General features: G+C 70.9%; 16 protein-coding genes. 3 read left to right on the top strand and 13 right to left on the bottom strand.

Going from position 1 to position 16041, the window contains the following annotated elements; all coding sequences use genetic code 11:
- Positions 1–7 precede the first annotated feature (7 nt).
- The 6 genes from atpE to prmC form a co-directional block, all read right to left on the bottom strand.
- Complete coding sequence (gene atpE, locus ABXJ56_RS11535; RefSeq protein WP_053547626.1) at positions 8–247, bottom strand: F0F1 ATP synthase subunit C; 240 nt, start codon at positions 245–247, stop codon at positions 8–10.
- Positions 248–290: 43 nt separating this feature from the next.
- Positions 291–1070 carry a F0F1 ATP synthase subunit A gene (gene atpB / locus ABXJ56_RS11530; RefSeq protein ID WP_353999801.1) on the bottom strand — a complete coding sequence of 260 codons (780 nt, stop codon included), beginning with the start codon at positions 1068–1070 and terminating at the stop codon, positions 291–293.
- 167 nt (positions 1071–1237) lie between these two features.
- Positions 1238–1684: a hypothetical protein gene (locus tag ABXJ56_RS11525; RefSeq protein WP_353999800.1), complete on the bottom strand. Its 447-nt coding sequence runs from the start codon at positions 1682–1684 to the stop codon at positions 1238–1240.
- Positions 1681–2874: an MraY family glycosyltransferase gene (locus ABXJ56_RS11520; RefSeq protein WP_353999799.1), complete on the bottom strand. Its 1194-nt coding sequence runs from the start codon at positions 2872–2874 to the stop codon at positions 1681–1683. The genes ABXJ56_RS11525 and ABXJ56_RS11520 overlap by 4 nt, the downstream gene beginning before the upstream one ends.
- Positions 2871–3569, bottom strand: coding sequence for an L-threonylcarbamoyladenylate synthase (locus tag ABXJ56_RS11515; protein ID WP_353999798.1), 699 nt, complete (start codon positions 3567–3569; stop codon positions 2871–2873). The genes ABXJ56_RS11520 and ABXJ56_RS11515 overlap by 4 nt, the downstream gene beginning before the upstream one ends.
- Positions 3570–3652: 83 nt before the next feature.
- Entirely contained in the window at positions 3653–4546 is an 894-nt protein-coding gene (gene prmC / locus ABXJ56_RS11510; RefSeq protein ID WP_353999797.1) for a peptide chain release factor N(5)-glutamine methyltransferase, read from the bottom strand.
- A gap of 116 nt (positions 4547–4662) precedes the next feature.
- On the opposite strand from prmC, the gene cysK (ABXJ56_RS11505) reads away from it, so the two are divergent.
- Genes cysK (ABXJ56_RS11505) through epsC form a run of 3 tightly spaced genes read left to right on the top strand, consistent with a single transcriptional unit; the run spans position 4663 to position 7180 of the window.
- Positions 4663–5601, top strand: coding sequence for a cysteine synthase A (cysK, locus tag ABXJ56_RS11505; RefSeq protein ID WP_353999796.1), 939 nt, complete (start codon positions 4663–4665; stop codon positions 5599–5601).
- The gene (cysK, locus tag ABXJ56_RS11500; protein ID WP_353999795.1) at positions 5598–6578 is read left to right on the top strand and encodes a cysteine synthase A; all 981 of its coding nucleotides are present in this window, start codon (positions 5598–5600) and stop codon (positions 6576–6578) included. Before cysK (ABXJ56_RS11505) ends, cysK (ABXJ56_RS11500) begins: the two co-directional genes overlap by 4 nt.
- The gene (epsC, locus tag ABXJ56_RS11495) at positions 6575–7180 is read left to right on the top strand and encodes a serine O-acetyltransferase EpsC (RefSeq protein ID WP_353999794.1); all 606 of its coding nucleotides are present in this window, start codon (positions 6575–6577) and stop codon (positions 7178–7180) included. The genes cysK (ABXJ56_RS11500) and epsC overlap by 4 nt, the downstream gene beginning before the upstream one ends.
- Positions 7181–7195: 15 nt before the next feature.
- On the opposite strand, the gene ABXJ56_RS11490 is transcribed toward epsC, so the two are convergent.
- The 7 genes from ABXJ56_RS11490 to lysA all read right to left on the bottom strand — a co-directional run bounded on the left by ABXJ56_RS11490 (position 7196) and on the right by lysA (position 16011).
- Positions 7196–7621 (bottom strand): hypothetical protein, encoded by a 426-nt coding sequence (locus tag ABXJ56_RS11490; protein ID WP_353999793.1) that lies wholly within the window; start codon positions 7619–7621, stop codon positions 7196–7198.
- Positions 7622–7671: 50 nt separating this feature from the next.
- Positions 7672–8751, bottom strand: a complete 1080-nt coding sequence (prfA, locus tag ABXJ56_RS11485) for a peptide chain release factor 1 (RefSeq protein WP_353999792.1) — start codon at positions 8749–8751, stop codon at positions 7672–7674.
- Positions 8752–8766: 15 nt separating this feature from the next.
- On the bottom strand, positions 8767–11019 hold the full coding sequence (gene rho / locus ABXJ56_RS11480; RefSeq protein ID WP_353999791.1) for a transcription termination factor Rho: 2253 nt from the start codon (positions 11017–11019) through the stop codon (positions 8767–8769).
- 178 nt (positions 11020–11197) lie between these two features.
- Positions 11198–12145: a homoserine kinase gene (gene thrB, locus ABXJ56_RS11475; protein ID WP_353999790.1), complete on the bottom strand. Its 948-nt coding sequence runs from the start codon at positions 12143–12145 to the stop codon at positions 11198–11200.
- Entirely contained in the window at positions 12142–13230 is a 1089-nt protein-coding gene (gene thrC / locus ABXJ56_RS11470; RefSeq protein ID WP_053547639.1) for a threonine synthase, read from the bottom strand. The genes thrB and thrC overlap by 4 nt, the downstream gene beginning before the upstream one ends.
- A gap of 1 nt (position 13231) precedes the next feature.
- Positions 13232–14560 carry a homoserine dehydrogenase gene (locus tag ABXJ56_RS11465; protein ID WP_353999789.1) on the bottom strand — a complete coding sequence of 443 codons (1329 nt, stop codon included), beginning with the start codon at positions 14558–14560 and terminating at the stop codon, positions 13232–13234.
- Positions 14557–16011, bottom strand: a complete 1455-nt coding sequence (gene lysA, locus ABXJ56_RS11460) for a diaminopimelate decarboxylase (protein WP_354000014.1) — start codon at positions 16009–16011, stop codon at positions 14557–14559. The genes ABXJ56_RS11465 and lysA overlap by 4 nt, the downstream gene beginning before the upstream one ends.
- Between the last annotated feature and the right edge of the window lie 30 nt (positions 16012–16041).

The raw sequence follows: 16041 nt of genomic DNA, 5'->3' as shown, positions 1-16041 counted from the left end.
ACCGGGATCAAAGTGCGTTGAAGATGAACGGCGTCGCGATGCCGATGAGCGCGAGGATCTCGATGAAGGCGACACCGATGAACATCGTGGTCTGGAGGCGACCGGCGAGCTCCGGCTGACGAGCGGTGGATTCGATCGTCTTGCCGATCATGATGCCGAGGCCGATGGCCGGGCCGATGGCGGCGAGGCCGTAGCCCACGGTCGCGATGTTGCCGGTGATCTGCGCGAGAACAGTCGTTGCGTCCACTGAGGATTTCCTTTCGTAGGTCGAGTAGCCGGTCAGCTACTCGTCAGTGCTCTTCCGCCACGGCGAGCTGGATGTACACGGCGGTGAGGATGGTGAAGACGTAGGCCTGCAGCAGCGAGACGAAGATCTCGAACAGCGTGAAGGCGAAGCCGAGGGCGAGCGTGCCACCGGCGAGCGGCATGAGCCAGCCGCCACTGAGGAGGAAGAACTGCGTCGCCGAGAAGAACAGCACGAGCATCAGGTGCCCGACCATCATGTTCAGCAGCAGTCGGAGGAACAGCGAGACCGGACGCGCGATGAAGGTCGAGATCAGCTCGACGACCGCGATGATCGGCAGCAGGTAGATGGGGACGCCCGAGGGAACGAGCGAATTCTTCAGGAAGCGGGGCACCCCGTGCCGGCGGATGCCGGCATAGATGAACAGCACGTACGCCGTCAGAGCCAGCACCAGCGGCGCTCCGGCGACGGAGGTTCCCGGAATGTTCGCGAACGGGATGACGCCGGTGAGGTTGAAGAACAGGATGCCGAAGAACATCGCCGTCAGGATCGGGAGGAACCGGCGGCCGTCCTTCTCGCCGAGGACCTGGAAGGCCACCTGCTCGCGTACGAACCCGAACGCGAACTCGATCACGCTCTGGAAGCGGCCGGGCACCACGCTCATGCGCCGTGTCCCGAGCACCAGGATGAGCACCAGCACCGCCGTGGCGATGAGCTGGATCATGCTGATGCGCGTGAACGCGAAGGGGGTGCCTTCGAACAGCAGCGCCGGCGGGAAGAAGTCGGAGATCGAGGGCGGGGAGAATTGGTTATCTGCCGCAGACACGATCGTGCTCGCTTGAGTCAACGGATTGGCTCCAGCTTCTCGCGCTGAGCATGCCAACGCGGTGGAATGAGAAGAGATCATCTCGCGGGGCCTCAGCGTCACCGCTGCACACCAGCCGCAGGAATGCTTAGAGCCTACCAGGCACGCGGGACTCCCGTGTGCACGGCCTACTCCCCGGGCAGGGTGATGTCGGAGACGCCGGGCAGTCGCATGCGGCTCATGACCACCAGATCGACCACCAGGGACGCCACCGCGGCGACGACGAGCGACAGATAGAACACGATGTCCACCAGCCATTCGACCTGCGCCAGCACCAGGAAGGCGACGATGACGAGGATGAACTTCACCAGCCACCCGCCGAGGACGACGCCGAAGAAGATCTGGAGGTAGGCGGGAGAGCCGAACCACCGGTTGGCCACCAGGATGCTGACCGCGGTGAGCGCCGGGAAGATCATGCCCACGGCCGCTCCGATCGCACCGCTGGCCGCGCCCTCGCCGCCCGCGGCCCACCACCCGATGAGCGTGGCGAGGACGATGACGACGAGCCCGACCGCTCCTCCGGCGAGAAGGGTGACCCGGAGGATCGGGTTGCTGGACACGGGGCTGGCGCTCATCGGGCGTCCTCCAAGTGGGTATCGCTGTCGCGAGGGTCGGGTTCGAACGGGTCGGCGGGCACCCCGCCGCGCCGCGAGGGCAGGAAGGTCAGGAAGAGGCAGGCGGCGATCCCGACGACGCCGAAGAGGACGCCGAGCAGGTAGTCGCCCGGCCACTCCGCCGAGGTGCCGATGTACATCAGCAGGACGGCGAAGCTCACCACCGCGGTCCAGGCGTAGAAGATCAGCACCGCGTCGCGGTCGGTGTGCCCCATGTCCAGCATCCGATGGTGGAGATGCTTGCGGTCGGGCGAGAAGGGCGACTTGCCCGCGCGCATGCGCCGGACGACGGCGAGTCCGAAATCCAGCAGCGGGAGGAGGACGACGACGATCGGAAGCAGGATCGGGATGAAGGCTCCGAGGAGCTGTGACCGGCCGAACTCGTCGTTGTCGCCCACGATGGCGGGGTCGAGGCTGCCGGTGATGGCGATCGCGGAGCACGCCATGAGGAGGCCGAGCATGAGCGCGCCGGAATCCCCCATGAACAGGCGCGCGGGGCTCCAGTTCATCGGCAGGAATCCGATACAGGCGCCGATCAGCACGGCGGCGATGAACGAGGCGAGGTTGAAGTACGTGCTCGCCCCGGTGTCGCGTACGAGCAGGTACGAGTACGCGAAGAAGATGCCGTTGGCGATGAGGGCGACGCCCGCCACCAGCCCGTCGAGGCCGTCGATGAAGTTCACCGCGTTCATGACGATCACGATCGACAGGACGGTCAGGGTGAAGCTGACCCAGCTCGATCCGACGGCGAGTCCTCCGATGGGGAGCGAGTAGATCTGCAGCTCGCCGAACCACGCGATGACCCCGGCGGCGAGGAACTGGGCGCCGAGCTTGATCATCCAGTCCAGGTCCCACAGGTCGTCGGCGACGCCGACGACGACGATGAGCGCCGTCGCGCCGAGAATGGCCCACACCGGCCCCGGGTTGACCCAGAACAGCGAGAAGAACGGATGCTGCGACGACACCAGGAAGGCCGCGACCACGCCGAGGAACATGGCCACTCCCCCGAGCCGCGGGGTCGGGGTGGTGTGCACGTCCCGCTCCCGGATGCCGGGATAGAGCTTGTACTTGAGACTGAGTCGCCAGACCCCCCACGAGAGGGCGAAGGTCACCGCTGCCGTGAAGAGGATCGTGAAGACGTACTGCTTCACGCGGAGTCCGCGTCCTCGGGATCGGGGTCGGGCTCCAGCAGGTCTCCGAGCACCCCGCGCAGCTGTTCGCGCGACACCGCGCCGTCACGGAGCACACGCACCACCGGCTCACCGTCGTACCCGGTCACCAGCGACGTGGCGTCCACGATCGTCGAGGCCACGCCGTCCTTCGACGATCCGTCGTCGAGGTAGACCCGTACGCTCTCGCCCAGCATCGCCTCGGCGTCGCCGGCGGTGACGGCGGCGGCCTTTCCGGTGAGGTTGGCACTGGAGACCGCGAGGGGCCCGACGTCCTCCAGGACCTCGAGGGCGATGCGGTGCGCGGGCATCCGCACCGCGACGGTGCCCTTCGTGTCACCCAGGTCCCAGGACAGCGACGGCTGCGCCGGGAGGACGATGGTCAGCCCGCCCGGCCAGAACTCCTCGACGAGCCGTTCCACCGGCTCGGGGATCTCCGAGACCAGCGCGCGGAGCGTGGCGACGCCCGCGACGAGCACGGGCGGAGGTGACTGACGTCCGCGCCCCTTGGCCTCGAGCAGGCGCGTGACCGCCTGCGGGGAGAAGGCGTCGGCGGCGACGCCGTAGACGGTGTCGGTGGGGATCACCACGAGCTCTCCGCGACCGAGGGCACGGCGGGCTTCGCGGAGTCCGGCGAGGAGATCGGCCTCGCTCCGGCAGTCGTAGATCGGGGACATAACCCGCACATTCTACGGCGCGCGGACGCGCGAGCCGTGTCGGTGCACTCCGGGACGGGGGCCGCGTCGGGATGCGCCGCGGGTCAGGGGCGGACGGCCGTGGTGGCGCGGTCGCGCAGGGTGAGGTCGGGGTGGGTGGCGGCGGAGCGCCATCCGGCGGCGGTGAGGAGGGCTCGGATCGGCTCGCCCTGCCACTCGCCGTGCTCGAGGACGAGCGTCCCTCCGGGATGGAGCAGGCGCAGCCCCACCTCGCTGAGGACCCGCACGACGTCCAGGCCGTCGGCTCCGCCGTAGAGCGCCGCGGGCGGATCGTACAGGCGGACCTCGGGGTCGCGCGGAACGGCACCGTCGGGCACGTAGGGCGGATTGGACACGACGACGGAGACGGTGCCGTCCAACTCCGGGAACGCCTCGGCGAGGTCGATGAAGGCCAGACGCGCGTTCGGAGCGGCGACCCGGTCGAAGTTCTCCCGCGTCCAGAGGAAGGCGTCGACGGAGTTCTCGGCGGCGTGGACGCGGGCGTGCGGCACCTCGGTGGCCAGGGAGAGGGCGATCGCGCCGCTGCCGGTGCCGAGGTCGACGGCGATGGGCTCCGGAGTCGCCGAGGCCACGAGGGCGTCGATGGCGATCTGGGCGACGATCTCGGTCTCCGGGCGCGGGACGAAGACCCCCGGCCCCACGCGGAGCTCGAGGTGACGGAACCCGGCGACGCCGGTGATGTGCTGCAGCGGCTCACGGGTGGCCCGCCGCTCGATCGCGCGGCGAAGCTCCTCGCGACGCTCGTCGTCGATCGCGCCGCCCGTGATCAGCCGCGCCTGCAGCTCGCCGCGGCCGACGCCCAGCACGTGGGCGGCGAGGAGCTCGGCGTCCACGCGCGGGTCCTCGATGCCGGTCCGAGCGAGCGCCGCCGTGGCGGCATCCAGCTCGACGGCGAGAGGGACGACGGGGGGAACGGACGCTGGGGCGGGGCTGGTCATGGCGGATTCCACGATAGACCGCGCGGGGCGTCACATTGCGAGCGGGCAGATCCCCCTCCCAGGCCGGTCGCCTACGCTGGAACAGTTGTCACGACCGACTCTGAAGGGGCCCGAAGATGACCGGCATCCACTCCGATATCACCAGCGCGTTCGGGAACACGCCCCTGGTGCGCCTGAACCGTGTCGCCGAGGGCCTGCCCGGCACCATCCTCGCGAAGCTCGAGTTCTACAACCCGGCCTCCAGCGTCAAGGACCGTCTCGGCGTCGCGATCGTCGACGCCGCCGAGGCGTCCGGCCAGCTGCAGCCGGGCGGGACCATCGTCGAGGCGACCAGCGGCAACACCGGCATCGCTCTGGCGATGGTGGGCGCGGCCCGCGGCTACCGCGTGGTGCTGGCGATGCCCGCGTCGATGTCGATGGAACGGCGGCTCCTGCTCAAGGGATACGGCGCCGAGCTCGTCCTCACCGAGCCCGCGCAGGGCATGAAGGGCGCCGTCGCCAAGGCCGAGGAGCTGGTCGCCGACATCCCCGGCGCTGTGCTCGCCCGTCAGTTCGAGAACGAGGCGAACCCCGAGATCCACCGCCGCACCACCGCGGAGGAGATCCTGCGCGACACCGAGGGGAAGGTCGACTACTTCGTCGCCGGCATCGGCACCGGCGGCACCATCACCGGCGTCGGCCAGGTGCTGAAGGAACGCGTCCCCGGTGCGAAGGTCGTCGCGGTCGAGCCGGCGGACTCGCCCCTGCTGACCACCGGGACGCCCGGCCCTCACAAGATCCAGGGCATCGGCCCCAACTTCATCCCCGGAATCCTCGACCGCGATGTCATCGACGAGGTCTTCGACGTCGCGTTCGACGACGCCATCTCCACCGCCCGTGCGGTCGGCACCAAGGACGGCATCCTCGTGGGCATCTCCTCCGGCGCGGCCGTGTGGGCGGCGCTGCAGATCGCCGCCCGCCCCGAGGCCGCCGGAAAGAACATCGTCGTCATCATCCCCTCCTTCGGCGAGCGGTACCTCTCCACGGCGCTGTTCGAAGACCTCCGCGAGGGATGACCGCGCCGGCAGCGCCGGTCGAGATCCCCCCGCGCATCCACGACGACATCACCACAGCCTTCGGAGGCACGCCCCTGGTCCGGCTCAACCGGCTCACAGAGGGCCTGGATGCCGAGGTCGTGACGAAGCTGGAGTTCTACAACCCCGGCCGGAGCGTGAAATGCCGTCTGGGCATCGCGCTGCTCGACGCGGCGGAGGCCTCCGGCGAGCTCCGTCCCGGTGGGACGATCGTGGAGTCCACCAGCGGGAACACCGGCATCGCTCTGGCGCTCGCCGGCGCGGCGCGCGGCTACCGGGTGATCCTCACCATGCCCGCGTCCATGTCGAAGGAACGACGGACGCTCCTGAAGGCCTACGGCGCGGAACTGGTCCTGACCAACCCGCACAAGGGCATGACGGAGGCGGTCGAGACCGCCCGGCGCATCGTGGCCGAAACGCCCGGCGCGATCCTGGCGCGACAGTTCGAGAGCCCGGCGAATCCCGAGATCCACCGCCGCACGACCGCCGAGGAGATCTGGCGGGACACCGACGGCCGCCTGGACTACTTCGTCGCCGGACCGGGCACCGGCGGCACGCTGACCGGTGTCGGGCAGGCCCTGAAGGAGCGGTCGCCCGGACTGAAGGTCGTCGCGGTGGAACCGGCCGACTCCCCCATGCTGAGCGAGGGGCGCGCGGGCGGCCATCGGATCCAGGGCATCGGTCCGAACTTCGTTCCCGAGGTGCTGGACCGCTCCGTGATCGATGAGGTGATGACCGTGGGCTTCGACGACGCGATCGACGTCGCCCGCGACCTCGGCACCCGCGAAGGGATCCTCGCCGGGATGTCCGCGGGCGCCGCCGTGTGGGCGGCGCTGCAGATCGCCGCCCGGCCCGAGGCACGAGGATCCCGCATCGTCGTGATCGTCCCCGACAGCGGCGAACGCTACCTCTCGACCGCGCTCTACGCCCACCTGCGCGAGCCGGAGGCGAGCGCGTGAGCGCCGCTCGACCTGGCCTCCGCCGGGTGGTCGTCCGGGCCCTCTCCGGCATCCGCGAGGACCTCGCCGCGGCCAAGCTGCGCGATCCCGCCGCCCGGGGATCGCTCGAGATCGCCCTCCTGTACCCCGGGCTCCACGCCGTATGGGCCCACCGCGTGTGGCACGCCCTGTGGCGTCGGCGTGCTCGCTTCGTCGCCCGCGCCGGGTCGCAGGTCACCCGGTGGCTCACCGGGATCGAGATCCACCCCGGCGCGCGCATCGGACGCCGGTTCTTCATCGACCACGGCATGGGGGTCGTCATCGGCGAGACCGCCGAGGTCGGCGACGACGTCATGCTCTACCACGGGGTGACGCTCGGCGGCCGAACCCGCGACAGCGGGAAGCGGCATCCCACGCTCGGCGACGGGGTCGCCGTCGGCGCCGGTGCGAAGATCCTCGGTCCCATCTCGATCGGGGCGGGAAGCGCGGTCGGCGCGAACGCCGTGGTCACCCGCGATGCACCCGCGGACAGCGTCCTGGTGGGCGTGCCCGCCAAAGCGCGTCCTCGGAAGGTCGGCGAGGACACCCGCGCCCTCCTCGCGGCGCCCGAGTACATCATCTGACCCGCAGCGCGCGGATCAGGAGGCGGCGCCGGCCTTCTTCTCGCGACGCTCCTCGAGGCGCCTCTTCAGCAGCAGCATCGGCAGGAACAGGGTCGCCAGCGCCGTGACCAGCCACACGATCACTGGGGCCAGCACCCATGTGAGCAGGAACGGCTGGCCGATCGTGAGGCCGGCTCCCGGGATGAGCACCACGATCACCAGGGCGATGAGCGTCGAGAAGATGCCGATCCCGCCGAGGAGCGCGGGCGCGTTGCGGCGTGCGACCGTGGCGATCCACGGACTCAGCACGCTCTGGAGGGTGGCGAAGATCACGATCGCGAGGACGAAGCCCCACCAGTTCGACCAGTCGATCCGGAAGCCCGGCAGGAGGAGGTCGGCGACGATGAGGCCGAGAGCAGCCGACGCCACGAAGATGAAGGCGCGGATGAGGAACGTGATCACGGGCTCAGGATAGCCCGTGCCCGTGCCCGTGCACCGCCTCTTCCGCGCCGTCAGGCGTCGGTGCCGAGGGCGGCCAGACGCGCTTCCTCGTCGGCGGCGATCGCCGATTCGATGATCGGACCGAGAGCGCCGTCCATGACCTGGTCGAGGTTGTACGCCTTGTAGCCGGTGCGATGGTCGGCGATGCGGTTCTCGGGGAAGTTGTACGTGCGGATGCGCTCCGAGCGATCCATACCGCGGATCTGCGACTTGCGCGCGTCGGCGGCCAGCGCGTCGCGCTCCTCCTGCTGCCGCGCCAGCAGGCGGGCGCGGAGCACGCGCATGCCGGCCTCGCGGTTCTGCAGCTGCGACTTCTCGTTCTGCATGGACACGACGATGCCCGTCGGCACATGGGTGATCCGCACCGCCGAGTCGGTCGTGTTCACCGACTGCCCCCCGGGACCGGAGGAGCGGAAGACGTCGATCTTCAGATCGTTCTGATCGATCTGGACCTCCTCGGGCTCGTCGACCTCGGGGAAGACGAGGACACCGGTGGTGGAGGTGTGGATGCGGCCCTGCGACTCGGTGGCCGGCACGCGCTGGACGCGGTGCACACCGCCCTCGTACTTCAGATGGGCCCAGACCCCCTGGGCGGGGTCGCTGGAGGAGCCTTTGATGGCGACCTGGACGTCCTTGTAGCCGCCGAGATCGGACTCGTTGCGTTCGAGCAGCTCGGTCTTCCAGCCCTGCGCGGTGGCGTACTGGATGTACATCCGCAACAGGTCCGCAGCGAACAGGGCGCTCTCGGCGCCCCCCTCCCCCTGCTTGATCTCCATGATCACGTCGCGGGCGTCGTCCGGATCCCGCGGGATGAGGAGCCGGCGGAGCTTCTCCTGCGCCTCGGCGACGCGCGCCTGCATTCCGGGGACCTCGTCGGCGAAGGCGGCGTCCTCCTTGGCGAGCTCCTGCGCCGCGGCGAGGTCATCGGATGCCGCGACCCACGCGTCGTGGGCCGCGACGATCCGTGACAGCTCGGCGTAGCGCCGATTGACCCGCTTCGCCCGCGCGGCGTCCGCGTGCACCGCGGGATCCGAGAGCTCGACCTGGACGGCCTGGTGCTCCTGGATCAGTGCGGCGACGGAATCGAACACGACGGCGGGGCCGACTCAGCGGATGCTGTTGTCGTGACCGTGGCTGTGGCCGCCGGCGTGGGAGCCGGTGGGAGCCGGGATCGACTTCTGCATCTGCACGAGGAACTCGACGTTGGACTGCGTCTCCTTGAGCTTGCCGAGGACGACCTCCAGCGCCTGCTGGGGGTCGAGGCCCGCGAGCGCGCGACGCAGCTTCCAGGTGATCTTCACCTCGTCCGCGGACAGCAGCATCTCTTCGCGCCGGGTGCTGGAGGCGTTGACGTCGACGGCGGGGAAGATCCGCTTGTCGGCGAGCTGCCGCGACAGGCGGAGCTCGCTGTTGCCGGTGCCCTTGAACTCCTCGAAGATGACGTCGTCCATCTTGGACCCCGTCTCCACGAGAGCCGTCGCGAGGATCGTGAGCGAGCCGCCGTTCTCGATGTTGCGCGCGGCGCCGAAGAAACGCTTCGGCGGGTACAGCGCCGACGCGTCCACGCCGCCGGAGAGCACGCGGCCCGAGGTGGGCGCCGAGATGTTGTACGCCCGCCCGAGGCGGGTGATCGAATCCAGCAGGACGACGACGTCGCGACCGAGCTCCACGAGCCGCTTCGCGCGCTCGATGGCGAGTTCGGCGACCGTGGTGTGGTCTTCGGCCGGGCGGTCGAAGGTCGAGGCGATGACCTCGCCCTTCACGGTCCGCTGCATGTCGGTGACCTCTTCGGGACGCTCGTCCACGAGGACGACCATGAGGTGCACCTCGGGATTGTTCGTCGCGATCGCGTTGGCGATCTGCTGGAGCACGATCGTCTTGCCCGCCTTGGGCGGCGCGACGATGAGTCCGCGCTGGCCCTTGCCGATGGGGGCGACGAGGTCGATGATCCGCTGGGTCAGCTTCTCGGGCGCGGTCTCCAGGCGCAGGCGGTCCTGCGGGTAGAGCGGGGTGAGGTTGCCGAACTCCACGCGGGTGCCCGCGTCGTCCACGGACAGGCCGTTGACGGCGTCGACCTTGACCAGAGCGTTGTACTTCTGGCGGCCGGTCTGCTCGCCCTCGCGCGGCTGCTTGATGGCACCGACCACGGCGTCGCCCTTGCGCAGGTGGTACTTCTTGACCTGACCGAGGGAGACGTAGACGTCCTGCGGGCCGGGAAGGTAGCCGGTGGTGCGGACGAACGCGTAGTTGTCGAGGACGTCGAGGATGCCGGCGATCGGAATGAGGACGTCGTCCTCACCGATCTCCGTGTCGAACTCGTCTGCGTTCTGCGCGCCGCGGCGCTTGTTGCGCTGACGACCGCGGCCGTTCCCGCTGCTGTCGCCGTCGTCGTCGGACGCGTTCTGGGCGGCGGGTCCCGCATTGCCGCCCTGGCCGTTCTGCGCGTTCTGTCCACCGGAGTTGCGGTTGCGGTTGCGGCTCCGGCTGCGGCCGCGGCCACGGCCCGAGGTCTCGTCGCCATCGGAGCGGTCGCCCTCGGAGCGACCGGCGTCGCCGGCGTTGTCACCGGCATCCGCGTCGGGCGTCGACGGCGAGGCGTCGGCGGCCGGCTCGGGCGCGGCGTCCGCAGCCGGCTCCGCGGTCTCGGTGGCAGGGGGCTCCTCGACCGCGGGCTTCTTGGCGCGCGAACCGCGTCCACGTCCGCGGGGGGTCTTCGGCGCCTCGGCGGCCGGCTCCTCCTCAGCGGCGGGCTGAGCCTCCGCGGTCTCAGCGGTCTCGGCCGGAGCGTCGACGGCCGAGACAGCGGCGTCCTGCACCGGCGCGGCGTCCGCGTCGGTGGTGCTGTCGACGGTGCCCGCGTCGGTGGACGCCGCCGCGGCGTCCGCGGACGCCTCCTCGACGGGCGGATCGGCGGGGACGGCGGCCTCGTCGGCCGCGGCCTTCTTGGCGGTCGTCTTGCGCGCCGGCGCGTCCCCGGTCTTCGCCCGACGCGGTGCACGCTTGCGCGGCGCCTTGACGGGCGCTTCCTCCTCGGCGGGCGCAGCCTCCGGCGCGGGCGCTGCATCCTCTGTGGGCGCGGCGTCCTCGGCGGGCGCAGCGTCTTCGGCGGGCGCGGCGTCCTCGACGGGCGCGGCGTCCTCGACGGGCGCGGCATCCTCGGCGGGCGCGGCGCTGTCCGGGGCGGCGTCGACGGACTCGGCCGCCGGCGTCTCCTCGTCCGCGGCGGCGGCCTCGGCGGTGTCGTCGACGGATACCGCGTCAGCGGCGTCGTCGGTGGTCTCGACGTTCTCGGCGTTCTCGGGCGCCTCAGCGCGCTCGTCGGCCTGGGCGTCGGTGTGGATCTCGGAGATGGACTCCACGAGTTCTCCCTTGTGAAACGAATGGAATATGCACGAACGCGCGGCGATGATGGGCGCCGAACCCGAAGCGTGCTCAGAGAGCCGTTACGACCTCGAAGGTCGCGATGGCGTACAGAGTCCGTCAGCGGGAAGGGGCTGTGCGGGTTTCGCAGATTGCGACGGAGGCCAGATCACGTGTTTACGTGGCACTCTCCGCGTACTCGCCCACTGTACCACCCTTGACGTCGACGGCGAGCATGTGCGCCTCCCACGGGGTGTCCGCCGTCTCCGCCGCGAGGGCGGCCGCTTCGAGCCGTCGGCCCGGCCCGTCCGCGAGCACGAGGACGCTCGGACCTGCTCCCGAGACGACCGCCGCGAAGCCCTCGGCGCGCAGCGCGCGGACCAGCTGGTCCGTGCCGGGCATCGCCTGAGCGCGATAGCTCTGGTGGAGCTTGTCCTCGGTCGCTGCCAGCAGCAGCTCGGGGCTCTGCGTGAGCGCGGCGATCAGCAGCGCCGAGCGCGAGACGTTGAACACGGCGTCCTCTCGCGGCACCTGCAGGGGCTGCAGACTCCGCGCGACGCTCGTGGACATCGTGAAGTCCGGCACGAACACGAGCGGCGACACGCCGCGATGCACGATGAGCTTCTTGTGCTGCGGCCCGGTCTCATCGACCCACGCGATGGTGAGGCCGCCGAAGAGTCCTGGCGCGACGTTGTCGGGATGTCCCTCGAGCTCGGTGGCGAGGCGCAGCAGCGTCTCGTCGCCGATCTCCACGTCGCCGCGGAGGAGGCCCTTGGCCGCGAGGAGGCCGGAGACCACCGCGGCACCGGACGAGCCGAGTCCGCGGCCGTGCGGGATCACGTTCCGCGCACGGAGGCGCAGACCCGGCATCCTCCGCCCGACCGCCTCGTAGGCATACGCGATCGCACGCACGACGAGGTGCGAGGCGTCGCGCGGGACGTCGCCCATCCCCTCCCCCTCGACGTCGATCTCGAGCTCACCCTCCGGGAGGGCGGTCACATCCAGTTCGTCATAGATGCTCAGCGCGAGACCGAGGGTGTCGAAGCCCGGCCCGAGGTTCGCGCTGGTCGCGGGGACCCGCACGAGGACGCGTCGCCCCGGTTCCGGCGCGACGGGTGCGGTCACGCCGGCGCCTCGACCGGGACGAGATCGAGCACAGACGCCACTTCGGACGTCGCGGCGTCGACCACGGTGGGCTCGACCTGGGAGCCGTCGGCGTTGCGGAGGGCCCACTGCGGATCCTTCAGGCCGTGGCCCGTCACGGTCAGCACGACGCGGGAGCCGGCGGGGATGATGCCCTTCTCGGCGCGGTCGAGGAGTCCCGCGACGCTGATGGCCGAGGCCGGTTCGACGAAGATGCCCACCTCCCCCGCAAGGAGCTTCTGTGCGGCGAGGATCCGCTCGTCGTCGATCGCGCCGAACCAGCCGTCGGTGGCGTCGCGCGCCTCGAGGGCGAGCTCCCACGAGGCGGGGTTGCCGATGCGGATCGCGCTCGCGATCGTCTCGGGCTGGCGCACGACCTCGCCGCGGACGAGGGGCGCAGAGCCCTCGGCCTGGAATCCGAACATGCGCGGCACGCGCGTGGCGGCTCCCCGAGCGGCCTCTTCGCGGTACCCGCGCGAGTACGCGGTGTAGTTGCCGGCGTTCCCGACCGGGATGAAGTGGAAATCGGGCGCGTCGCCGAGGACCTCGACGACCTCGTAGGCCGCGGTCTTCTGGCCTTCGATGCGGTCGGGGTTGACCGAGTTGACCAAGTGCACCGGGTAGTGGTCGGCGAGCTCGCGGGCGATCTCGAGGCAGTCGTCGAAGTTGCCGCGGATCTGGATGAGACGACCGTTGTGGGCGACCGCCTGGCTGAGCTTGCCCATCGCGATCTTGCCCTCGGGGACGAGGACGGCGGCGGTGATGCCCGCGTGCGCGGCGTACGCCGCGGCCGAGGCGGACGTGTTGCCCGTCGACGCGCAGATCACCGCCTTGGCGCCGTGCTCGACGGCACGCGAGAGGGCCACGGTCATGCCGCGGTCCTTGAACGAACCGGTGGGGTTCATGCCCTCGAACTTCACCCACACGTCGGCACCGGTGCGGTGCGACAGCGCGGGGGCGGGAAGCAGCGGCGTGCCGCCCTCGCCCAGGGTGACGACGGTCGAGGCGTCGGTGACGCCCAGCCGGTCGGCGTACTCGCGGAGGACTCCGCGCCAGAGGTGTGCCATGTCAGTCTCCTTCCACGCGCAGGACCGACACGACCCGCTCGACGACCCCGCTGGCGGCGAGACGGTCGACGGTGTCGCTGAGATCCTGCTCGCGAGCTGTGTGGGTGCCGATGACGATGCGGGCCGTGCCGCCGGCGGCGGCGTCCGCGACCACGGTCTGCTCGAGGGTCGCGATCGACACGCGCCCCTCGCTCAGGATGCCGGCGACGGTGGCGAGGACGCCGGGCTCGTCGTCGACCTCGAGGGTGATCTGGTAGCTGGTGATGACGCGTCCGATCGGGACGACGGGCAGGTTCGCGCGCGTGGATTCGCCCACGCCGACGCCGCCGGCGATGTGACGGCGCGCGGCGGAGACCACGTCGCCGAGCACGGCGGAGGCGGTCTGCACACCGCCCGCTCCGGCTCCGTAGAACATCAGGTCGCCCGCGGCCTCGGCCTGGACGAACACGGCGTTGTTGGCACCGTGCACGGTCGCGAGCGGGTGCTCGCGGGAGACCAGGGCCGGGTAGACCCGGACCGAGATCGACTCGCCGGATGCCGCGCCGTCGGCGGGCTCGGGCAGACGCTCGCAGATCGCGAGGAGCTTGATGACCTGGCCGGCGCGGCGCGCGGCATCCATCATCGCCTTGTCGATGCGGGTGATCCCCTCGCGATGGACGGCGTCCAGCGGAACGGCGGTGTGGAAGGCGAGGCTCGCGAGGATGGCCGCCTTCTGCGCGGCGTCGTAGCCCTCGACGTCGGCGGTCGGGTCGGCCTCGGCGTAGCCGAGCGCCTGCGCGTCGGAGAGGACGTCGGCGAACTCCGCGCCCTCGGTGTCCATCCGGTCGAGGATGTAGTTCGTGGTGCCGTTGACGATGCCCATGATCCGCACGACGCGGTCGCCGGCGAGGGAGTCGCGCAGCGGACGGATGATGGGGATCGCTCCCGCTGCCGCGGCCTCGTAGTAGACCTGCGCACCCACGCGGTCGGCCGCATCGAAGATCTCGGGGCCGTGCGTGGCGAGGAGGGCCTTGTTGGCCGTGACCACGTCCGCGCCCGCGCCGATGGCCTGCAGGAGGTACTCGCGCGCAGGATCGATGCCGCCCATCAGCTCGATGACGATGTCGGCGCCCAGGATCAGCTGCTCGGCATCGGTGGTGAGGAGCTCGCGGGGGAACTCCGTCTCGCGCGGCGCGTCGAGGTCGCGGACGGCGATGCCGACCAGCTCGAGGCGGGCACCGGCCCGGTCGGCGAGCTCATCGGCGTGCTGGCGCAGCAGCGAGGCGACCTGGGAGCCGACGGCTCCGGCGCCGAGCAGAGCCACGCGCAGGCGGCGGTAGTCGGTCGTCATGCGGTCCCTTCCATCGGGGATTCGGGTGCGGGTGTCACGAGAGCGCGCACGGGGCCGGTGTACCCGGCGTCGCGCGAGAGGAGGTCGTCCACGGTCTCGCCGCGCACGATGACGCGCGCCTCGCCGCCGCGCAGGGCGACCACGGGCGGACGCGGCACGTAGTTGTAGGTGCTCGCGAGCGAGAAGCAGTAGGCCCCGGTCGCGGGGACGGCGAGGAGGTCGCCGGGCGCGACGTCACCGGGGAGGTGATCGGCGTCGACGACGATGTCGCCGGACTCGCAGTGCTTGCCGACGACGCGGACGAGCGCGGGCGCCGCCTCGCTCGTGCGGGAGGCGAGGCGCACCGAGTACTCGGCGCCGTAGAGCGCCGGGCGGGCGTTGTCGCTCATGCCCCCGTCGACGCTCACGTAGAGCCGAGCGCGGCCCTCGTCCAGGGTGACCGGCTTGGTCGTGCCGACCGAGTACAGGGTCACGCCCGCCCGGCCGACGATGGACCGGCCCGGCTCGAACGCCAGATCCGGCATCGGGATGCCGTGCGCGGCGCTTTCGGCGGCGACCGCGTCGACGATGCCCCGGGCGAGGTCTTCGATCGGTGTGGGGTCGTCGCGGACGGTGTAGGCGATGCCGAACCCGCCGCCGAGGTTCAGCAGAGGAAGCGGTCCGTCCGCCGACAGCGCGGCGTGGAGGTCGACCAGACGCGCCGCGGACTCGACGAATCCGGCGGTCCCGAAGATCTGCGAGCCGATGTGGCCGTGCAGGCCCACCAGCTCCAGCCCCGGGGCCTCGCGGACACGCGCGGCGGCGGTGACGGCATCCGTCAGGGTGAAGCCGAACTTCTGGTCCTCGTGCGCGGTGGCGAGGAAGTCGTGGGTCTCGGCGTGCACGCCGCTGTTGACGCGGATCATCACGCGGGCGGGAGTGGGACGCGCCGCCGTGAGCTCCGCGAGACGCGCGATCTCGACGAAGCTGTCGATCACGATCGTCCCGACGCCGGCGTCGAGGGCGGCGCGGAGCTCGAGCTCGCTCTTGTTGTTCCCGTGGAAGCCGAGCCGGGCGGGATCCACTCCGGCGGCGAGGGCGACCGCCAGCTCTCCGCCGGTGCAGACGTCGAGGGACAGGCCCTCCTCGGTCACCCAGCGGGCGACCTCGATGCTGAGGAAGGCCTTGCCGGCGTAGTAGATCCGCGCGGTGACCCCGTGCGCGGCGGCCGCCGCGGTGAAGGCGGCGCGCGCGCGGCGGGCCTGCGCGCGGACCTCGTCCTCGTCGAGGACCCACAGGGGCGTGCCGAACCGCGCGCGGAGGTCGGTCGCGGAGATGCCGCCGAGCGTCAGGACGCCGCTCTCGTCGCGCGTGGCGCCGCTCGGCCAGACCGCCGGGACGAGTTCGTTGACATCGGCGGGCGCACCCGATGTCGCCGACGAGGGCGAGGCGGAGTGCGGGGCGGCGGACACGGGTGAGACCAATCGATGGATGCTTCGGCG

It is taken from the genome of Microbacterium aurantiacum, from assembly GCF_040532595.1.
Classification (GTDB): domain Bacteria; phylum Actinomycetota; class Actinomycetes; order Actinomycetales; family Microbacteriaceae; genus Microbacterium; species Microbacterium chocolatum_B.
This window is presented reverse-complemented; position numbering and strand designations above follow the sequence as displayed.